The organism is uncultured Schumannella sp., from assembly GCF_905479755.1.
Classification (GTDB): Bacteria; Actinomycetota; Actinomycetes; order Actinomycetales; family Microbacteriaceae; genus DCRR01.
Genome location: NZ_CAJQNT010000002.1, coordinates 1 through 19396, shown reverse-complemented (window position 1 = coordinate 19396; position 19396 = coordinate 1). Strand labels below are relative to the sequence as shown.

The window sequence follows — 19396 nt, the reverse complement described above, 5'->3', positions numbered from 1 at the left end:
AGCCGCGCGTGTAGCGACGAGGAGAGCTCGGACCACGCCGCGTCGCGAGCCTGCTCGACGATCCGCTCCAGGAGGTCGCGGTCAACGGCATCCGCCTCGAGCGCTGTCGCAAGCCCCGCAAGCACCGGACCGCGCCGGATGTCGTGGTCGCCGCCGCGCCCGTACTCGGCGGCCGCGCGCTGCTGCTGCGCCAACTGCTCAAGGGATTCCCGCGCGAATGCCCTCAGCTGCGCGGGGTCGAAGTCGCGCCGCTCCCCGGCCGCCGTCACGATGACGCGGTTCTTGACCGCCATGCGTACGGCCGAGTGCGCGACCATGCGCGCCTCGTCGACCAGGGTCGCGAGCGGCGGCCGCGGCGTCGGCGCCGGTGCCCGGTAGCGCCCGATGATTCGGCGTGGCGCACGCTTGCGGAAGAAGGCCATCGCTCCCATTCTCGCCGGTTTTCGGCGCGCTCACCGGACGAGGTCGGCGGTGCGTGCGAGAGTCGAGACGTGCCGCTGGACTTCACCGCAATCGACTTCGAGACGGCCAACGGTTCACGCGCCAGCGCCTGTTCGGTCGGCCTGGTCAAAGTGCGCGGCGGCCGCGTCGTCGACAAGGCCGGCTGGCTCATCCGCCCGCCCGCCGGGCACGACAGCTTCGCGCCATGGAACATCACGATCCACGGCATCACGGCCGCCATGGTCGCCGGGGCCCCCGGCTGGGTCGAACAACTGGATGACCTGCTCTCCTTCGCCGACGGCGACGACCTGGTGGCCCACAACGCGGGCTTCGACATCGGCGTGATCCGCGGCGGATGCGAGGCCACCGGCCTCGCGGTGCCCGAACTGCGTTACCTCTGCAGCCTGCAGGTCGCGCGGCGCACCTACCACCTCGACTCGTACCGCCTGCCGAGCGTCGCCCTGGCGGCCGGCTTCGAGGACTTCTCCCACCACGAGGCCCTCGCCGATGCGGAGGCGTGCGCGGCGATCATGATTCACGCGGCCGCACGCCACGGGGCGGCAAGCCTCGACGAACTCGCAACGCTCTCCGGAGCACGACTCGGCATCATGGCCCCGGTCGCGGCGGCCACGTCCTCCTAGCCGCCGCCATCGGCTGGGCGTCGACCCGCGCATCCGCTCTCGTCAGTATCGCGTGTGCTTCCCGCCGTCGACGATGACGTCCTCGCCGGTCACGAAGCGCACGGCAAGCATCGACAGCACGGCGTCCGCCACCTCGGCCGCCTCCGCCACGCGCCCGAGCGGAGTGTCGGCGGCCTCGCTGTCCTTGAACGCCTGCGCCTTCTCGGCCCCCATCAGATCCTCCAACCAGCGCGACTGGATGGCACCCGGCGACACCGCATTGACGCGGACCTCAGGAGCGAGAACGCGGGCGAGACTCCGGGTCAACTGCAGCAGACCCGCCTTGCTGACCCCGTACGGAATCGAGGACCCCATCGCGGCGTAGGCGGCGACCGACGAGACGTTGACGATCGCGCCCGACCGCGCGCGAAGAAGCGGCGCCGCCGCGCGAGCGCAGAAGAAGGCTCCCTTGATGTTGACGTCGAAGACGGTGTTCCAGTCCTCCTCCGTGACGGCGTCAAGCTCGGCGAACGGAACGAGCCTCGTCGCTCCCGCGTTGTTGACGAGGTAGTCCAGTTCGCCCCAGCGTTCGGTGATCTCGGCGAACAGCGCGCGCACGGCCGGGTCGTCGCCGACATCCGCCTGGATTGCGAATGCATCGACCGCGTCGCTCGACAGCTCGGCGGCGAGGGCGTCGGCATCCGCCGCTGAGCGCGAATACACGATCGCGATGCGGGTCGCCCCACGCGCCACCAGTCCGCGGCACACCTCGGCGCCGACTCCGGTGCCCCCACCGGTGACAACGGCGCTGCTGCCGACCCACGGCTCAACCAGGTTCTCGACCACGTGTCCTCCTCGCGGCGACGCGGCGGCCGCTCGTCGGTCACGCTAGCGGATGCCCCGCCGAACCCGAGACGGTCAGTCCGCATCCTGAGCAGCAAGGTGCAGTTCGACTCGCTCCGTGAGATACGCGCCGAGCGGCGCGGGGTTCGCCCCGGTCGCCCAGAGCACCCCGACCCCGTCTGGCGTTGCGTTCAGCGGTGGTGCGAGGTGTTCCGTCGCGAGATCGAGCGGTCGCGCATCGACGATGATGGTCTGCCCCGAAGCTATCCCTGCGCGCGCCGCGAGTCGCTGCAACTCATTGCGCTCGAGCGCCAGGTTCGACCGGAAGTTCGGATGCGTGGGCGGTGCCACGACCAGCGCCCGGCCGGTTGCGAACAGCGCTCCGGTCTCATCAAGACACAGCGCGCCGAGCCGCCAGACCGGGCCCTGGGCGACCATGCGCCAGGAGCCGCGCCGAATCCCCCGGCCGCGGACGAGGTCGACGCGGAGCTCGGTTCTGGCACCGGCTGCCGCGAGCCGCTCGACGGCGGCGCGCAGCGCATCCGCTGCGGCGGCGCGGGAAGAAACGGGCACGCCGAAGAGCGTACGCCGCGCCCGCGGCCTCGACCCGGGCGCGGCGCGCGCCTCAGTTCTGCGGGAAGCCCAGGTTGATGCCGCCGTGGCTCGGGTCGAGCCAGCGGCTGGTGATGGCCTTCTGGCGGGTGAAGAAGTGGATCGCGTCCGGCCCGTACGCCTTGGTGTCGCCGAACAGCGAATCCTTCCAGCCGCCGAAGGAGAAGTAGCCCACCGGCACCGGAATCGGCACGTTGATGCCCACCATGCCGACCGTCACCTCGCGCTGGAAGCGCCGCGCGGCACCGCCGTCGTTGGTGAAGATCGCCGTGCCGTTGCCGTAGCGGCTCGCGTTGATGAGCGCGAGGCCCTCCTCGTAGGAGGAGACACGCACGACGCTCAGCACCGGGCCGAAGATCTCGTCGGTGTAGACCTTCGAGTCGGTCGGAACCTTGTCGACCAGGGTCGGGCCGAGCCAGAAGCCGTCGGCCTCGCCGTCGACCTCGATGCCACGCCCATCGACGACGATCTCGGCGCCGTCGGCGGTCGCCACCTCGAGGTAGCCGGCGACCTTGTCGCGGTGCTCCTTCGTGATCAGCGGACCCATGTCGCAACCACGTGTGCCGTCGCCCACCTTCAGGGTCGACATGCGTTCGCTGACCTTCGCGATCAGATCATCGGCGATCGGTTCGACCGCCACGACGACCGAGATCGCCATGCAGCGTTCGCCCGCCGAACCGAAGCCTGCGTTCACCGCCGAGTCGGCGACGAGATCCAGGTCGGCGTCGGGCAGCACCAGCATGTGGTTCTTCGCCCCGCCGAGAGCCTGGACGCGCTTGCCGTTCGCGGAGGCCGTCTCGTAGATGTACTTCGCGATGGGAGTCGAACCCACGAAGCTGATCGCGGCGATGTCGTGGTGGGTGAGCAGGGCATCCACGCTCTCCTTGTCACCGTGCATGACGTTGAAGACGCCGTCCGGCAGGCCCGCCTCTTTCAGCGCCTCGGCCATCCAGATCGCGGCCGACGGGTCCTTCTCGCTCGGCTTCAGCACCACCGTGTTGCCGAGTGCGATCGCGATCGGGAAGAACCACATCGGCACCATCGCCGGGAAGTTGAACGGGCTGATGATGCCCACCACACCGACCGGCTCGTGCACCGAGTAGACGTCGACCCCGGTCGACACGTTCTGGCTGAACTCGCCCTTCGCCAGGTGCGGGATGCCGCAGGCGAACTCGATGACCTCGAGCCCGCGCGCGATCTCGCCGAGCGCGTCGGAGGTGACCTTGCCGTGCTCGCTCGTCAGAATCGCGGCGAGGTCGCCCTTGCGCGCGTTGACGATCTCGCGGAAGGCGAAGAGGACCTGCTGGCGCTTGGCCCAGCTCGCTTCGGACCAGGCGGGGAGGGCCGCCTTAGCGGCCTGAACGGCGACATCGACGTCGGCGGTGGAGGCAAGCCGCACGTCCTTCTGGACGATGCCGCGCGCCGGGTTGTAGACGGGGGCCGTGCGCGTCGATTCGCCGGTGAATGCGGCGCCGGAAACCCAGTGATCCAGGATGTTCGTGCTCATGCCGTGAGCCTACGCCCGGAACATTTCCCGAACATTTATCTCTCAGGTTTCCTCCGGGCGCGCGGCGCCTCCGCCGACGACTCGCCCACCGCGGGCCCTGCTCCGGTGCCGCCGCCGCGCCTCCCCTGCGCATCCCCGCACTTCCCCTGCGCAAACTCGGAGATCCGGGGGTGCTGCCCACGGGACGTGGACAACCGGCCGGAATCTCCGACTTTGCAATGAGCGACGCGAGGCCGGATGCCGGAGGCCGCGCGGCGCTTCCGGCCCGCGTTGCCCCGCAAAGTCGGAGACGCAGGGCCGATGTCCACGACTCGTGGACGTCAGGCCGGATTCTCCGAGTTTGCGATGCCGAGGCGGGTGTCGGCACCGGGTGCCACCATGGGCACATGGATCCGATCATCGCCCTGCTTCTCGGCCTGCTACTCGGCGTCGCGGTCGGTGTGCTCATCGGGGTGCTCGTGACGCGAGCTCGAGCCACGGCCGCGCGTGAGGCGCGCGGCGTGGTCGAAGCGCGGCACCAGGCCGCGCTCGCCGACCTGCGCACCCAGGAGGCGTCGCTTCGCGCCGAACTCAGCTCCGAGCTGGCGCGCGTGCAGGCGACCGCGGCGGGGCTGCGCGAGCAGGTCGCAGCCCAGCAGGATCAGTATCGCGAGTTCGTCACCCGCACCGAGATCGAGCGCCGCGAGCGCGAAGAGCACGCGAAGGCCGAGAGCAAGGTGCTGCAGGCTCTCACCCCGGTGCAGGAGACGCTTCGCACGATGCAGGCCAAGGTGACCGAGCTCGAGACGCAGCGCTCACAGCAGCACGGCGAGCTGAGCCAGCAGCTGAAGACCGCCGCCGAGTCGGAGGAGCGGCTGCGCGCCACCGCCGAACAGCTGGCGAGCGCCCTGCGCAACAACGCCACCCGCGGGGTCTGGGGCGAGACGCAGCTGCGCACGCTGGTCGAATCCGCCGGGCTGCTGAACCGAGTCGACTTCACGACCCAGGCGAGCATCACCTCGGAGTCCGGAGCCCGGCGACCTGACATGGTGCTGAATCTGCCGGGCGGCAAGTCGATCGCCGTCGACTCGAAGGTGCCCTACAACGCCTACATCGAGTCGGCCGCGATCCCCGCCGCCGCCGGCCCCGAGCAGGAGGCGCGGCGCCGCGACCTGCTCGCCCAGCATGCCAAGCAGGTCAAAAACCACGTCGATGCCCTCTCGGCCAAGACCTACTGGTCAGGGCTGGAATCGAGCCCCGAGTTCACGATCGCGTTCATCCCCAACGAGTCGTTGCTCTCGACCGCGCTCGATGCCGACCCGACCCTGCTCGAGTACGCCTTCGGCAAGCGGATCGCCCTTGCGAGCCCGGTCAGCTTCTGGGCGGTGCTCAAGACGGTCGCCTTCACCTGGCAGCAGGACGTGCTCACCGAAGACGCCAAACGGCTGTTCGACCTGAGCCGCGAGCTCTACGGTCGGTTGGCGACCCTCGCCGAGCACGCCGAAAAGCTGCGTCGCTCGATCGACGCGACGGTGACCAGCTACAACAACTTCGCGTCTTCGCTCGAGTCACGAGTGCTGGTGACGGCGCGCAAGCTCGACGCCCTCGACGAGTCGAAGGTGCTCGGCGAGCCAAAGGTCGTCGAAGACCGGCCGAAGCAGCTCAGCGCGGTCGAACTGGTCGACGAACTTCTTGACCGGGAGGAAGACACGGTGAGCGAGGGCGGCGCCGAGCGGGAGGACTGAGGCTCAGTCCTCGTCGAGCCACTTCTCAACCAGGTGGTCGGCCGTGATGCGACGGATCGTGCCGGACCGGGCGCGCAACACGATCGACTCGGTGCGGATAATCGGTCCCATGCGGCGCACCCCGGCGACCAGGTTGCCGTCGGTGACGCCCGTCGCGACGAAGAAGGTGTTGTCGCCCTTGACGAGCTCGTCGGCCTCGTAGACGTAGTCGAACTTGAGCCCGGCGTCGAGGCCGCGCTGCTTCTCGTCGTCGTCGAGCGGCGCCATACGGGTCTGGATCAGACCGCCGAGCGCCTTGATCGCGCACGCCGTCGCGACACCCTCCGGGCTGCCTCCGACGCCGATGCAGAGGTCGAGACGTCCGCCGTAGCTCGCGGCGTCGATGCCGCCCGCGACGTCGCCGTCGAGCAGAAGTCGCGTGCCGGCACCCGCGGCGCGGATCTCGGCAATCAGCCCCTCGTGACGCGGACGGTCGAGCACGCCGACCTGAATCTCGGCGACGCTCTTGCCCTTGGCCTTCGCAATCGCGCGCACATTCTCGGCGACCGTCTGACGAATGTCGACGACACCGATCGCCTCGGGGCCGCCCACAATCTTGTCCATGTAGAAGACGCTTGACGCATCCAGCATCGCGCCGCGGTCGGCGGCGGCGATCATCGAGATGGCGTTGCGTCGACCGGAGGCGGTGAGCGAGGTTCCGTCGATCGGGTCGACCGCGATGTCACAGGCCGGGCCGCGGCCGTTGCCGACGACCTCCCCGTTGAACAGCATCGGGGCCTGGTCCTTCTCACCCTCGCCGATGACGACGGTGCCGGCGAAGTTGACGGTGCCGAGGAACTTGCGCATCGCATCCACGGCCGCGCCGTCGGCGCCCAGCTTGTCGCCGTGGCCGATGAACGGCGTCGCGCGGATCGCGGCGGCCTCCGTCGCGCGCACCAACTCCATCGCGAGGTTGCGGTCGGGGTGGAGGAACAGGGTTCCGGTTTCGGTGGTCACCATGGGGCATCCATTTTCTGACGTCGAGTGCGGGCGGGGATGCGCGATGGTGGCAGCGCGCAGATCCAGCCTACCGGGCCGCGTCCACCGCGTCTGCGACGCCCCAGCGCGCCGGCGGGCCGAGAGCGCTGGGGCGCCTCGGCGAGGCAACCTGGGAGCATGAACGAGAGTGTGGTCTCAGATCCACACAGGAAAGGAGCACCGATGCTCAAAGGAATCGACCCGCTGCTCGACGGCGAGCTGCTGCGCACCCTCGACCAGATGGGGCACGGCGATCAACTCGTGGTCGTCGACTCGAACTACCCGGCGGCGGCGACCGGGCGCCCCGTGCACCGACTCGGCCGGGTCGGCGTCGACGAGGCGATCGCGACGATCCTCGGGGTGTTTCCGCTGGACTCCTTCATCACCCACCCGCTGGAGCGGATGGAGGTCGAGGAAGACCCGAACCTGACGACACCCGCGCACGATGCCGTGCTCGCCACGGCTCGCTCCACCCATCCGAGCGACCTCGAGTGGGGCGTGATCCCGCGCCTCGAGTTCTATCGACGGGCCCGCGACGCCTACGCCGTCGTGCACACGCTCGACCCGCGGCCGTGGGGCTGCATGATCCTGCACAAGGGCGTCATCTTCCCCGAGTGAGTCGGATCGAGCTCTGCGGCGCCGGTGACCGGTCCCGGGTTCGCGCGCGCCCGACCGCGGTCAATAGACTCGAGGCGAGCCGGAACCCACCAACGCCGGCCCCGCACGAGGAGAACCCACCATGCCTGTCGCAACGCCGGAACAGTACGCCGAGATGCTCGACACCGCCAAGGCGAAGGGCTTCGCCTTCCCCGCGATCAACGTGTCGTCGTCCTCGACCATCAACTCCGTCCTCCAAGGCCTCACCGAAGCCGGATCCGACGGCATCATCCAGGTCACGACCGGTGGCGCCGACTACTTCGCCGGCCAGACCGTAAAGGCGCGCGCCTCGGGCGCCCTCGCCTTCGCCGCGTTCGCCACCGAGGTCGCCAAGAACTACCCGATCACGGTCGCCCTGCACACCGACCACTGCCCGAAGGACGCCCTCGGCGGCTTCGTCGAGCCGCTCATCGCGGCCTCGGAAGAGCAGGTCAAGGCCGGCGGCAACCCGATCTTCCAGAGCCACATGTGGGACGGATCCGCGGTGCCGCTGGACGAGAACCTCAAGATCGCGCAGGACCTGCTTCCCCGCATGAAGGCGATCAACTCGATCCTCGAGGTCGAGATCGGCGTCGTCGGCGGCGAAGAGGACGGCGTGCAGCACGAGGGCAGCAACGAGGCCCTCTACACGACCCTCGGCGATGTGACCGCGGCGGTCGAGGCGCTCGGCCTCGGCGACCAGGGCCGCTACATCGCGGCGCTCACCTTCGGCAACGTGCACGGCGTCTACAAGCCGGGCGGCGTCAAGCTCCGCCCCGAACTGCTCGGCGAAATCCAGGCCGCCATCGCGGCCAAGTACGGCACCGGCCCGAAGCCGCTCGACCTGGTCTTCCACGGCGGATCCGGTTCAACGGATGCGGAGATCGCCGAGGCGGTCGCCAACGGCGTCATCAAGATGAACATCGACACCGACACGCAGTACGCGTTCACGCGCTCGATCGCCGACACCATGTTCAAGAACTACGACGGCGTGCTCAAGGTCGACGGCGAGGTGGGCAACAAGAAGGTCTACGACCCGCGTGCCTGGGGCAAGCTCGCCGAAACGGCGATGGCCGCGCGCGTCATGGAGGCGACGCGTCAGCTCGGCTCCGCGGGACACGCGATCTCGCGCTAGTCGCGTCCGACCCGATCGAAACGGGCGTCCCCTTGGGGGCGTCCGTTTCGGTTCTTAAGCGCCCGTCGCCGGGTCAAACACCGCGGCGAGTCCCGGTTCGATGAACATGATCACCGTGATTGCGACGACCACCGCGATCATCGCAACAACGCTGGCGACGATCGGGATCCAGAACGCGCGACGGCGGGCACGAAGGCGGCTGACCGAGACGCCGAGCGAGATCAGGAACAGCACGACCCACACCCCGAGCAGGATGCGACCGACCAGCAGCGTGGGCTCGCCCAGCTGCACATCACTCAGATCGACCCCGAGGTCGCTCGGCATCGCCGCGAAGGATTGCGCCAGGTCGCGGTCCAGATTCCAGAACGAGGGAATCGCCGAGATCACGTTCCACAGGCCGAGCAGAAGCAGGGCGATCGTGACCGGCGGATCCCAGCGCAGCGGTGGCCGTGGGGCCCGCTCCTCGCTCGGCCAGTCGCGGGCCCGCTCAGCGGGAACGGGCGGCGGGCTTGCGGGCGCGGGCTCGCTTCCCGGGGCGGGCCGGCCGGTGATCCGCGCCACTTCTTCCGGCGTCGCGTACTCGCCGTACTGCGGCGCGGGGCGGGCGTCAGGCGTCTCGGGAGTGTCGCTCATCAGCTGGTGCGCGCGCGACCGCCGAGGCCCCGCGCGTCCTTCTCGCCGCTCGGCGCGGTGCGCAGCTCCTTGGGGAGCGAGAACATGAGGTCTTCCTCGGCCGTGCGCACTTCCTCGACGGTGTCGAACCCGGCCGCGGCCAGGTCTTCGAGCACCTCGGCCACCAGGACCTCGGGCACGCTCGCGCCGCTGGAGACGCCCACCGAGGCGACGCCCTCGAACCATTCGGCACGCATCTCGTCGGCGTAGTCGATGCGGTAGGCGGCCTTCGCCCCGTGTTCGAGCGCGACCTCCACCAGGCGCACCGAATTGGAGCTGTTCGCGCTGCCGACGATGATCACCAGATCCGCACCGGGCGCGACCTTCTTGATCGCGACCTGACGGTTCTGGGTCGCGTAGCAGATGTCGTCGCTCGGCGGATCCTGCAGGTTGGGGAAGCGAACGCGGAGACGGCGCACCGTCTCCATCGTCTCGTCGACGCTCAGCGTGGTCTGCGAGATCCAGACCAGGTTGTCCGGGTCATCCACCTGAATCGTGTCGGCATCGTCCGGCGTGCCGACCAGGATCGTACTCTCGGGCGCGTGGCCCATCGTGCCCTCGACCTCTTCGTGGCCGGCGTGACCGATGAGCAGGATCTGCTTGTTCTGGCCGGCGAAGCGCGTCGCCTCGCGGTGCACCTTCGTGACGAGCGGGCACGTCGCATCGATCGCCTCCAGGTTGCGATCCGCGGCGGCCTGCACGACCATCGGCGACACGCCATGGGCGCTGAAGACGAGGTGCGATCCCTCCGGGACTTCGTCGACCTCGTCGACGAAGATGGCACCGCGCTGCTCGAGTTCACTCACGACGTGCACGTTGTGCACGATCTGCTTGCGCACGTACACGGGGGCGCCGAAGTGATCCAGTGCCTTCTCGACGGCGATCACGGCGCGGTCGACGCCAGCGCAGTACCCGCGCGGGGCGGCGAGCAGAACGCGCTTGGTGCCCGCGACGTTCAGATTGGGCAGCGGTTCACGCCGCACGCGTTCGCGGGGTGGCTCGAGGGTGACGCCGAGCGCGCCGTTCGTGATGGAAGACACGCCCCGATTCTACGGGGGCGAGTTGCCCCCCGCCTGGGGAGACCCCGGTCGGCGTCGCCCGCGGGCGGTACCCTGGCGGCAATGTCCGATCCGACCGCCCCCGCGACCGCCGAAGCCCCGTGGCCCGTCGCCCGGCTCTCCCACGAGCTGAAGGGCTACATCGACCGACTCGGCACGGTGTGGGTCGAGGGCGAGATCACCCAGTGGGGCGTCTCCGGCGGCAACGTCTACGGCAAGCTCAAAGACCTCGGGATCGATGCCACCGTGAGCTTCACGGTGTGGTCGTCGACGAGGGCCAAGCTAACGTCTGACTTTGCGCAAGGTGATCGCGTGATCGCACTCGTGAAGCCGAACTTCTGGGTCAAGGGCGGCACGCTCACGATGCAGGTCTACGAGCTGCGGCATGTGGGTCTCGGCGACCTGTTGGAACGCCTCGAGAAGCTGCGCACGAAGCTCGCTGCCGAGGGTTTGTTCGCCGTCGACCGCAAGGTGCGCCTGCCGTTTCTGCCGCAGTGCATCGGGATGGTGACCGGCAAGGATTCCGACGCCGAGAAGGACGTGCTGCGCAACGCCCAACTGCGCTGGCCCGAGGTGCGCTTCCGCGTCGTGCACGCGGCCGTTCAGGGCGATCGGGCGGCCGGCGAGGTCGCGGCGGCGATCCGAACCCTGGATGCCGATCCCGAGATCGACGTCATCATCGTCGCGCGCGGCGGCGGCGACTTCCAGAATCTGCTGGTGTTCAGCGATGAGCAGCTGGTCCGCACCGCCGCAGCCTGCGTGACGCCGTTGGTGAGCGCGATCGGCCATGAGGCCGACCGACCGCTGCTCGATGAGGTCGCCGACCTGCGCGCCTCGACCCCGACCGATGCCGCAAAGCGCGTCGTGCCCGACGTGGCGGAAGAACTCGCGCGCGTACAGCAGGCCCGCGCGCGGATCGCCATGCGGGTGACCGGACTCATCACGCACGAGATCGACCGCATCTCGCAGCTGCGCTCGCGGCCGGTGCTCGCCGACCCGCGCACCCTCGTCGACTCGCGCGCCGAAGAGCTGACGCGGTGGGTGGCGCGGGGCGCCGAGCTGATGGACTACCGAATCGAGCGGGCCGAGCTGCGCACGGCGGAGCTCGTCGGCCAGCTGCGGGCGCTCTCGCCGAAGCGCACCCTGGAGCGCGGCTATGCGATCGCGCAGCGCGCGGATGGCGCGATCCTGCGCGTGGCCGACGATGCCGCTCCCGGAGATCGTCTCGTGCTGACCCTCTCCGACGGCCGCGTCTCCACGACCGTCGATCCTGCGGCGGTCGAGGCCGCCACCCGCGATTAGAGTGGGAGTCGTGGCCGACACTTCTCCCCCGGACGTCGCCGCGCTGAGCTACGAGCAGGCGCGCGACGAACTCGTTCGTGTCGTGACCGAGCTGGAGCAGGGCTCCGCGACGCTCGAGGAGTCGCTCGCCCTGTGGGAACGCGGCGAAGCGCTCGCGCGCCGCTGCGAAGAATGGCTGCTCGGCGCGAAGGCGCGGCTCGACCAGGCCCGTGCCGCGGTCGAGGACGCCACCTCGTGAGCAAGTTCCCCACCCACGACGAGCAAGGCAGGCCCATCGTCGCCGAGCTCGGCCGCGCCGAGACACCCGAAGAGACGGCCGCGCGCAAGGCCGCCGCGACGGCGCGCCACCGCGGCAACCGCTCCGTGTTCAGCCTGATCTTCGCGCTGCTCGCCTCATTTGGCATCGTCGCCTTCCTGGTGCTGGTCGTCGTGCGCCCCGACGCGGGCCCGACGCAGCAACCGGTCGACTACCTGGCCGCCGCCGCCGACGCGCAGCCCGCTGTCGACGAGCCGCTCGTCGCACCGATCGTCCCCGCCGAGTGGTACGCCAACCGCGCGCGGCTCGCGACCGAGACCGCCGACGGGGTGATCCGTTGGGAGCTCGGATTCGTCACCGCCGAAACCCAGTACCTCGCGATCACGCAGGGCATCGACGCGAACCCCTCGTGGATCGCCGACCAGGTGCTCGACGCGCCAGCCGGACCCAGCGTTCGCCTCGGCGGCCTCGACTGGACGAGCTACGACCGTCGCGACGTCGATGACCCGGGCAACGTGGAGTTCGCGCTCGTGACCGAGATCGACGGCTCGACCATTGTGGTGAGCGGCACCGCCGCCGACACCGAATTCGCAATCCTGGCGCAAGCCATCGGCAAGGAGGTCCTCCCGTGACGAACGAACGACGAACCCCCGCACAGGTGTGGCGCGAAATGGCGCGCGGCAACGAGCGCTTCGTCGCCGGCACGCCGTTGCACCCGCGCCAAGACGCCGAGCACCGCACCGACCTCGCAGGCGGCCAGGCCCCGAATGCGGCCCTGTTCGGGTGCAGCGATTCGCGCCTCGCGGCCGAGATTATCTTCGACAAGGGCCTCGGCGACCTCTTCGTCGTGCGCAACGCCGGCCAGGTCGTCTCCGCCTCGGTGATCGCCTCGCTTGAGTACGCCGTCGCCGTGCTCGGCTGTTCTCTCATCGTCGTGCTCGCACACGACGCCTGTGGCGCCGTGCAGGCCGCAATCGATCTCGACAACCCGGAGTCCGGCCCGATTCCGCCGCACATCGCCGGACACATCGCCCCGATTCGCCGCGCCGTGCGCGCCGTCGAGTCGCGCGATGCCGAAAACATCGGCCGCGAGCATCTCAACAACACCGTTGCGGGCCTGGTGGCCGACTCCGAACTCATCTCCGACGCCATCGCCGCCGGTACGCTGGCCGTGGTCGGTGCGAACTACCGACTCGATGAGGGCCGCGTCGACGCGGCATTCGTCGTGGGATCGATCGATCCCGCCTAGACGCCACCGCAGACCGAATCCGCGAGCCCGAAAGGCAGCACACCGCCGTGACCAACGAAGAGTTCCGCATCGAGCACGACACGATGGGCGAGGTGCGGGTTCCCGCGTCCGCTCTGTACCGCGCGCAGACCCAGCGCGCCGTCGAGAACTTCCCGATCTCAGGCGCCGGTCTGGAGCCCGCGCAGATCGTGGCGCTCGCGCGCATCAAGCGTGCCGCCGCGATCGTGAACCACTCTCTCGGCAACCTCGATGAGGGCATCTCGGGCGCCATCGTGGCGGCCGCCGACGAGATCATCGAGGGCCAGCACCACGAGCACTTCCCGGTCGACACCTACCAGACCGGCTCGGGCACGAGCTCGAACATGAACATGAACGAGGTGCTCGCCACCCTCGCGACCACCAAGCTCGGCTCGCCCGTGCACCCCAACGACCACGTCAACATGTCGCAGTCGTCGAACGACGTGTTCCCGACTTCGGTGCACCTGGCCGTCACGGGCGCGCTGCTCACCGAGCTGATCCCCGCGCTCGATCACCTCGCCGTCTCCCTGGAGGCGAAGGCGGAGCTCTGGAAGACGGCCGTCAAGCCCGGCCGAACCCACCTGATGGATGCCACCCCGGTCACGCTCGGCCAGGAGTTCGGCGGCTACGCCCGCCAGATCCGGCTCGGCATCGAGCGCGTGCAGTCGGCGCTGCCGCGCGTCGCCGAGGTGCCGCTCGGCGGCACCGCGACCGGCACCGGCATCAACTCCCCGGCCGGCTTCTCGCAGAAGGTGATCGCGGAGCTCGCGAGTTCGAGCGAACTGCCGATCACCGAGGCGCTCGATCACTTCGAGGCGCAGGGGGCCCGCGACGGCCTCGTCGAGGCCTCCGGGGCACTGCGCGTCATCGCGGTGAGCCTCACCAAGATCTGCAACGATCTGCGCTGGATGGGTTCGGGCCCGAACACGGGTCTCGGCGAGCTCGCGATCCCCGACCTGCAGCCCGGCTCCTCGATCATGCCCGGCAAGGTCAACCCGGTCATCCCCGAGGCGGTGCTCATGGTCGCCGCGCGCGTCATCGGCAACGATGCGACGATCGCCTGGGCCGGCGCCTCCGGGAGCTTCGAACTCAATGTCGCCATCCCGGTGATGGGAACGGCGCTGCTCGAGTCCAGCCGCCTGCTCGCCAACTCGACGCGCGTGCTCGCCGACAAGACGGTCGACGGGCTCGAGGCCAACCTCGACCGGGCCGCCGCGCTCGCCGGCATGTCGCCCTCGATCGTGACGCCGCTCAACAAGTTCATCGGCTACGAGAACGCGGCGAAGATCGCCAAGCACTCGGTCGCGCAGGGCATCACGGTGCGCGAAGCGACACTCGACCTCGGCTTTGTGGAGCGCGGCGAGCTCACGCTCGAGCAGCTCGATGCGGCGCTCGACGTGCTCAGCATGACCCACCCCGGGTGATCACCCCGAGATCTCTCAATGTGACGTGCGGATGTCGTCACACCGCGCGCAACGGGCGTAGTTTGAGAGCGTGAGGACTCTCAGCTACAACCTCGAAAAGCACAAGGCGAGTGGCGAGCTCGTCGAGCTTGCCGAGGCCCTGGATCTCGACTTCCTCTGTCTGCAGGAGGCCGACACGCTGGCCCTGCCCGACGAGCTGGGACCGATGCACCTGGCCGACGCGACGCAGCGCAACCGGCTGGGGCTCGCGATCTACCATCGGCGCGACCGCTTCGAGGCGCAGGCCTCCCAGGCCTTCGCGCTGAAGAAGTCGCTGCACGACCGCGTCGCACGCCCGGCCGCCGAACGGTTGCTGGCCAGTCGCATGCTCGACACCGACTCGGGGCGCGAGTTCATTGTCGCGTCGTTCCACGCGGCACCGCTCACGGCGCTGAACTCCTTGCGGCGCGCGCAGATCGCGGCCGCGCACGCGCAGATTGAAGAGCTCGGGCCGGAGCTTCCGCACCTCATGGTGGGCGACTACAACTATCCGCTGTTCAAGAACTCGCTGAGCAACCGCATCGCCAAGTCCGGCTACGACCTGTCGCTGAGCGATTCGCTGACCTACACCCGGTACAAGTTCTTCCGTGGGCACTTCGACTTCGCCACCTCGGCCCGGCTCTCGATCGACAGCGTCACGACGCTTCCGCAGGGCGCCTCCGACCATATGGCGATTCTGGTGACCTCGAAGCTGCCGGAGAGCAACGAGCAGCACGTGATTCGCGCGGCCAGGCCTCAGCCACGGGGCCGCGCCAACGGCTGGTTCCGCTCGGCCCGTTAGAGCCGAACGGAACCGCGCCGCGGTCAGGCGACCGCGTTGCCCTCCAGCAGTTCGGTCACAAGCGCCGCGATCGCGCTGCGTTCGCTGCGGGTCAGCGTGATGTGGGCGAAGAGCGGGTGGCCCTTGAGCGTTTCGATGACGCTCGCGACACCGTCGTGGCGCCCCACACGCAGGTTGTCGCGCTGCGCCACGTCATGCGTAAGCACGACGCGCGAGTTCTGCCCGATCCGGCTGAGCACCGTGAGCAGCACATTGCGTTCAAGCGACTGTGCCTCGTCGACGATCACGAAGGCGTCGTGCAGCGACCGACCGCGGATGTGGGTGAGCGGCAGCACCTCCAGGATCCCCCGCTCAACGACCTCCTCCAGCACGTTCTCCGAGACGAGGGCGCCCAGGGTGTCGAAGACCGCCTGGCCCCAGGGGTTCATCTTCTCGTCCTTGTCGCCGGGCAGGTAGCCGAGCTCCTGGCCGCCGACCGCGTAGAGCGGGCGGAACACCATGATCTTGCGGTGCTGCTGTTTCTCCAGCACCGCCTCCAGGCCCGCGCACAGCGCAAGCGCGCTCTTGCCGGTTCCGGCGCTTCCGCCGAGCGAGATGATCCCGATCTCCGGGTCGAGCAGCATGTCGATCGCGAGACGCTGTTCGGCGCTCCTGCCGTGAAGCCCGAAGACGTCCTGGTCGCCGCGGACGACCTTGAGCTCGCGCTCGCCCGTCACCCGACCGAGCGCCGAGCCGCGCTCGGAGGTGATGACCAGGTTGGTATTGATGGGCATGTCGGCGACGAGCTTCGTCGTGAGCGTGTCGGCGTCGTAGAGGTCGGCCATCTGCTCACCCGAGACGGCGATCTCGGCCATGCCGGTCCAGCCGGAGTCGACCGCGAGTTCGGCGCGGTACTCCTCGGCGGCGAGGCCGATCGAGGCCGCCTTCACGCGCAGCGGGAGGTCCTTGGAGACCACGACGACGTGCAGTCCCTCGGCGGCCAGGTTGGAGGCGACCGCGAGGATGCGGGAGTCGTTGTCGTTCAACTGCAGCCCCGAGGGCAGCACCGACATGTTCGAGTGGTTCAGCTCGACCCGAATCGAACCGCCGGTCTGTCCGACCGCGATCGGGAAGTCCAGGCGCTCGTGTTCGATGCGCAGTTCGTCGAGCAGCCGCAGGGCCTGCCGCGCGAAGTAGCCGATCTCCGGATCGTGGCGTTTCGCCTCGAGTTCGGTGACGACGACGACCGGCAAGACGACGGCGTGCTCCGCGAAGCGGTAGATCGCCTTCGGGTCGCTCAACAGGACGGAGGTGTCGAGCACGTACGTGCGCTCCCCCTGCTTCTGCGACGTTGCGGTGAACTGCTGGTGCTGGGGGTTGTCGAGCGCGGGCACATCCACTCCATCCCCAAGCGCCCGGGGGCACCTGGATCTTGTGAGCGAAACGGCCACAAAACTCGCGGAACGAACTTATACGTGGCCGTTCCGATCAGACGCCGTGTCTGATGTTCCGACGCTATGCCCGTTCATGAGACGGCCGTGTTTCGACACGCGCGGGACGTGTTACGAACCGGTGAACGCTCCGCCGACGCCCGGCGCCCGGCCCGGCTCGCTCAGCCCGGGATCGCAGTCGAGAACGACAGAAACGCCGAGCGGACCATCGCGAGCGTCTCCTCGTTCGTGGTCGCGTGCGCACTCAGGCGCACACGCCCGCCACCCACCGCCGCGCTGACGCCGTGGTTGTGCAGCGCCGCCGCCAAGACGGTGAGGTGCTCGGGCTCGGGCTCCACCACGACGATGCCCGCGCGCTCGTGCTCGGCCCGCGGCGACACCACGGGCAGCGCGAACTCGTCGGCGAGATCGATGAGCCGCGACACGTTTTCGGCCACCTTTGCCCCGATCGCCGGAACCCCCACGCGCTCGATCTCCTCGAGCGCCGCCGAGAGCCGCGCCTGGGCGAGCGGATCCGGATCGCTCACCCCGAAGGCACGCGCACTCCGCGGCGGCGGTGTCACCTCGCCGGAATGCTCGAGCGTGTTTCCGTTCGGGACAAACCCCGTCCAGACCGGCGTCAGCCGCTCGATCGCCCGCTCGCTGAGCGCCATGAAGCCCGTGCCCCACCCTGCGCGCACCCACGTGCGTCCGCTGCCGACGACCACATCGGCAAGCTCGTAGGGCGCGTCGACGACCCCGAAGCCCTGCATCGCGTCGACGATGAGCAGTCGGTCGCCGATGACCTGACGGATGCCCTCCAGGTCGACGAGGTGGCCGGTGCGGTAGTCCACCAGGCTCAGCGCCACCGCGCTGATCGAGCCATCGAGCTGTTCGCGCAGGTTCCCGGGGGTGATGCGACCGTGATCCGTGTCGATCCAGCGCGGGGTGACCACACCCAGCGCGTCGGCGGCACGCTGCGCCGCGAAGGTCAGGCCGGGGTAGCCGGCACGCGAGAGCGCAACACCGCCCGTGACTCCGAACATCGCGTGCATGAGGCCCTGGCTCGTGTTCGGCTGATCGGAGACCTGCTCGGCGGGGACGTGCACGAGAGCGGAGACTGCCTCGCGCATCCGCACATCGAGAGCGCGCAGCGCCTCGAAGGCTCCGAATCGCGCGTGCGACAGCAGCCCGAGGTGCGCGGCGAGCTCGTCCTGCACGGCGGCGCCGATCGGGCCGAGATTCGCGAAGTCGAGGTAGCCCGGCTCGGTCTCAAAGCGCCCGACGTAGTCGTCGATGTTCATGGGGCCTCCTTGGGGAACCCTCCATCATTGCCCAAAACGCCGCTCGCGCGTCGCGAAGTTGCGAAGAGCTCGCAGAAAATCGACCTCGCGCATGTCCGGCCCGAGCGCTTCGACGAAGTAAAACTCGCTGTGCGCGCTCTGCCACAACAAGAAATCCGACAGGCGCTGCTCGCCCGAGGTGCGGATGATCAGGTCCGGGTCGGGCTGGCCCTGGGTGTAGAGGTGGTCGCCGATCAGCTCCGGCGTGAGTAGCTCGGCGAGGTCATCGATGCTACCGCCGTTCTTGCCGTGAGCGCGCACGATGCTGCGCATGGCATCCGCAATCTCACGTCGGCCGCCGTAGCCGACGGCGAGGTTGACATGCAGACCGCTGTTCGCTGCGGTGCGATCTTCCGCCGCCTGCAGCGTGGCGGCGAGCGTCTCGGGCAGGCCCTCACTCGTGCCGACGTGCTGGATGCGCCAATCGGCGGCGCGGGAGAGGTCATTGGCGAGATCACCGATGATCTCGAAGAGCTGATGCAGCTCCTCGTCCGGACGGCCGGACAGGTTGTCGGTCGACAACAGGTAGATCGTCACCACGCGGATGCCGGCCTCATCGCACCAGCTGAGGAACTCACGCATCTTCTCGGCACCGGCACGATGCCCGTGCGCGGCCGTCTCCAGCGCCCGCTCGCGGGCCCAGCGGCGATTGCCATCGATGATCATGCCGACGTGGTGAGGCGGGGCGGCGCCGTCGAGCTGGCGACGCAGTCGCCGCATGTAGAGGCCGTAGAGGAACCCTCGGCCGGTCTTGCTCTGCCGCACAGTCACGACGCCACGTTAGTCCACCTGGCGCGGGCCGGCACTCAGCCAGCGGCCGCGCCGAAGTCCTAGGATTTCCGCATGAGCCGCGAATCCCGCACCCCGAAACAGCCCGAATCCGCGCTCGCGGCCGCGACGAAGCCGCTCGGCGACGGCACCGACCTGCCGAACATCCCCCTGCTCGACGACGCGACCGATCTGCACCAGTTGGAGGCGAAGCCGACCTGGCGCGGCTGGATCCACGCCGGCACCTTCCCGCTCGCGATCGCGGCCGGCATTGTGCTGATCGTGCTCGCCGACGGCGCGGCCGCCAAATGGAGCTCCGCGGTGTTCATGGCGAGCTCGCTCCTGCTGTTTGGCATCTCGGCGGTGTACCACCGTTTCAACTGGAGCCCGAACGTCAAGGCCGTGTTCCGCCGTCTCGACCACTCCAACATCTTCCTGCTCATCGCGGGCACCTACACGCCGCTCGCCATCAACGCACTGCCCTACCCCAAGAGCGTCATCCTGCTCGCGATCATCTGGACGGGAGCGCTGCTCGGGATCGC

21 protein-coding genes are annotated in these 19396 nt (G+C 69.1%); 11 read left to right on the top strand and 10 right to left on the bottom strand.

Annotation, left to right across the window (positions count from 1 at the left end; genetic code table 11):
• A partial coding sequence (locus QZ258_RS00185; protein WP_294177908.1) for a hypothetical protein occupies window positions 1-422 on the bottom strand: 422 nt, incomplete at its 3' end.
• Window positions 423-491: 69 nt separating this feature from the next.
• On the opposite strand from QZ258_RS00185, the gene QZ258_RS00180 reads away from it, so the two are divergent.
• Complete coding sequence (locus QZ258_RS00180) at window positions 492-1082, top strand: 3'-5' exonuclease (RefSeq protein WP_294177906.1); 591 nt, start codon at window positions 492-494, stop codon at window positions 1080-1082.
• Window positions 1083-1124: 42 nt separating this feature from the next.
• On the opposite strand, the gene QZ258_RS00175 is transcribed toward QZ258_RS00180, so the two are convergent.
• The 3 genes from QZ258_RS00175 to QZ258_RS00165 form a co-directional block, all read right to left on the bottom strand.
• Window positions 1125-1907 (bottom strand): SDR family NAD(P)-dependent oxidoreductase, encoded by a 783-nt coding sequence (locus tag QZ258_RS00175; RefSeq protein ID WP_294177904.1) that lies wholly within the window; start codon window positions 1905-1907, stop codon window positions 1125-1127.
• Window positions 1908-1979: 72 nt separating this feature from the next.
• Window positions 1980-2477, bottom strand: coding sequence for a hypothetical protein (locus tag QZ258_RS00170; RefSeq protein WP_294177902.1), 498 nt, complete (start codon window positions 2475-2477; stop codon window positions 1980-1982).
• Between the two features lie 52 nt (window positions 2478-2529).
• On the bottom strand, window positions 2530-4023 hold the full coding sequence (locus QZ258_RS00165; RefSeq protein WP_294177900.1) for a CoA-acylating methylmalonate-semialdehyde dehydrogenase: 1494 nt from the start codon (window positions 4021-4023) through the stop codon (window positions 2530-2532).
• 386 nt (window positions 4024-4409) lie between these two features.
• On the opposite strand from QZ258_RS00165, the gene QZ258_RS00160 reads away from it, so the two are divergent.
• Complete coding sequence (locus QZ258_RS00160) at window positions 4410-5747, top strand: DNA recombination protein RmuC (RefSeq protein ID WP_294177898.1); 1338 nt, start codon at window positions 4410-4412, stop codon at window positions 5745-5747.
• A 3-nt stretch (window positions 5748-5750) separates the two neighbouring features.
• Here QZ258_RS00160 and glpX read toward each other — a convergent pair whose 3' ends face one another.
• Window positions 5751-6746 (bottom strand): class II fructose-bisphosphatase, encoded by a 996-nt coding sequence (gene glpX / locus QZ258_RS00155; protein WP_294177896.1) that lies wholly within the window; start codon window positions 6744-6746, stop codon window positions 5751-5753.
• A gap of 201 nt (window positions 6747-6947) precedes the next feature.
• Here glpX and QZ258_RS00150 point away from each other — a divergent pair, with 201 nt between their 5' ends.
• Both QZ258_RS00150 and fbaA read left to right on the top strand, forming a co-directional pair.
• Window positions 6948-7382: an RbsD/FucU family protein gene (locus QZ258_RS00150; RefSeq protein WP_294177895.1), complete on the top strand. Its 435-nt coding sequence runs from the start codon at window positions 6948-6950 to the stop codon at window positions 7380-7382.
• A gap of 121 nt (window positions 7383-7503) precedes the next feature.
• The gene (gene fbaA, locus QZ258_RS00145; protein WP_294177894.1) at window positions 7504-8535 is read left to right on the top strand and encodes a class II fructose-bisphosphate aldolase; all 1032 of its coding nucleotides are present in this window, start codon (window positions 7504-7506) and stop codon (window positions 8533-8535) included.
• A 54-nt stretch (window positions 8536-8589) separates the two neighbouring features.
• On the opposite strand, the gene QZ258_RS00140 is transcribed toward fbaA, so the two are convergent.
• Together QZ258_RS00140 and QZ258_RS00135 are read right to left on the bottom strand one after the other, a co-directional pair.
• On the bottom strand, window positions 8590-9168 hold the full coding sequence (locus QZ258_RS00140) for a DUF6264 family protein (protein WP_294177893.1): 579 nt from the start codon (window positions 9166-9168) through the stop codon (window positions 8590-8592).
• Window positions 9168-10190, bottom strand: a complete 1023-nt coding sequence (locus QZ258_RS00135) for a 4-hydroxy-3-methylbut-2-enyl diphosphate reductase (protein ID WP_294177912.1) — start codon at window positions 10188-10190, stop codon at window positions 9168-9170. Before QZ258_RS00135 ends, QZ258_RS00140 begins: the two co-directional genes overlap by 1 nt.
• A 138-nt stretch (window positions 10191-10328) precedes the next feature.
• On the opposite strand from QZ258_RS00135, the gene xseA reads away from it, so the two are divergent.
• From xseA to QZ258_RS00105, 6 genes are all read left to right on the top strand, one after another.
• The gene (xseA, locus tag QZ258_RS00130; RefSeq protein ID WP_294177892.1) at window positions 10329-11567 is read left to right on the top strand and encodes an exodeoxyribonuclease VII large subunit; all 1239 of its coding nucleotides are present in this window, start codon (window positions 10329-10331) and stop codon (window positions 11565-11567) included.
• Window positions 11568-11577: 10 nt separating this feature from the next.
• Window positions 11578-11805, top strand: a complete 228-nt coding sequence (locus QZ258_RS00125; protein ID WP_294177891.1) for an exodeoxyribonuclease VII small subunit — start codon at window positions 11578-11580, stop codon at window positions 11803-11805.
• The gene (locus tag QZ258_RS00120; protein ID WP_294177889.1) at window positions 11802-12455 is read left to right on the top strand and encodes a DUF4245 domain-containing protein; all 654 of its coding nucleotides are present in this window, start codon (window positions 11802-11804) and stop codon (window positions 12453-12455) included. Before QZ258_RS00125 ends, QZ258_RS00120 begins: the two co-directional genes overlap by 4 nt.
• Window positions 12456-12493: 38 nt before the next feature.
• Window positions 12494-13072, top strand: coding sequence for a carbonic anhydrase (locus QZ258_RS00115; protein WP_294177910.1), 579 nt, complete (start codon window positions 12494-12496; stop codon window positions 13070-13072).
• 47 nt (window positions 13073-13119) lie between these two features.
• A complete protein-coding gene (locus QZ258_RS00110) occupies window positions 13120-14514 on the top strand; it encodes an aspartate ammonia-lyase (RefSeq protein WP_294177886.1) in 1395 nt (464 codons plus the stop codon).
• A gap of 70 nt (window positions 14515-14584) precedes the next feature.
• Window positions 14585-15334, top strand: coding sequence for an endonuclease/exonuclease/phosphatase family protein (locus QZ258_RS00105; RefSeq protein ID WP_294177884.1), 750 nt, complete (start codon window positions 14585-14587; stop codon window positions 15332-15334).
• Window positions 15335-15357: 23 nt separating this feature from the next.
• Here the strand turns inward: QZ258_RS00105 and QZ258_RS00100 are convergent, their stop codons facing one another.
• From QZ258_RS00100 to QZ258_RS00090, 3 genes are all read right to left on the bottom strand, one after another.
• Window positions 15358-16707 (bottom strand): PhoH family protein, encoded by a 1350-nt coding sequence (locus QZ258_RS00100; RefSeq protein ID WP_294177882.1) that lies wholly within the window; start codon window positions 16705-16707, stop codon window positions 15358-15360.
• 218 nt (window positions 16708-16925) lie between these two features.
• Window positions 16926-18047 carry an aminotransferase class V-fold PLP-dependent enzyme gene (locus QZ258_RS00095; protein ID WP_294177880.1) on the bottom strand — a complete coding sequence of 374 codons (1122 nt, stop codon included), beginning with the start codon at window positions 18045-18047 and terminating at the stop codon, window positions 16926-16928.
• 24 nt (window positions 18048-18071) lie between these two features.
• Window positions 18072-18857: an isoprenyl transferase gene (locus QZ258_RS00090; RefSeq protein WP_294177878.1), complete on the bottom strand. Its 786-nt coding sequence runs from the start codon at window positions 18855-18857 to the stop codon at window positions 18072-18074.
• Window positions 18858-18929: 72 nt separating this feature from the next.
• Here QZ258_RS00090 and QZ258_RS00085 point away from each other — a divergent pair.
• The coding region (locus QZ258_RS00085; RefSeq protein WP_294177876.1) for a hemolysin III family protein at window positions 18930-19396 on the top strand (467 nt) is incomplete at its 3' end.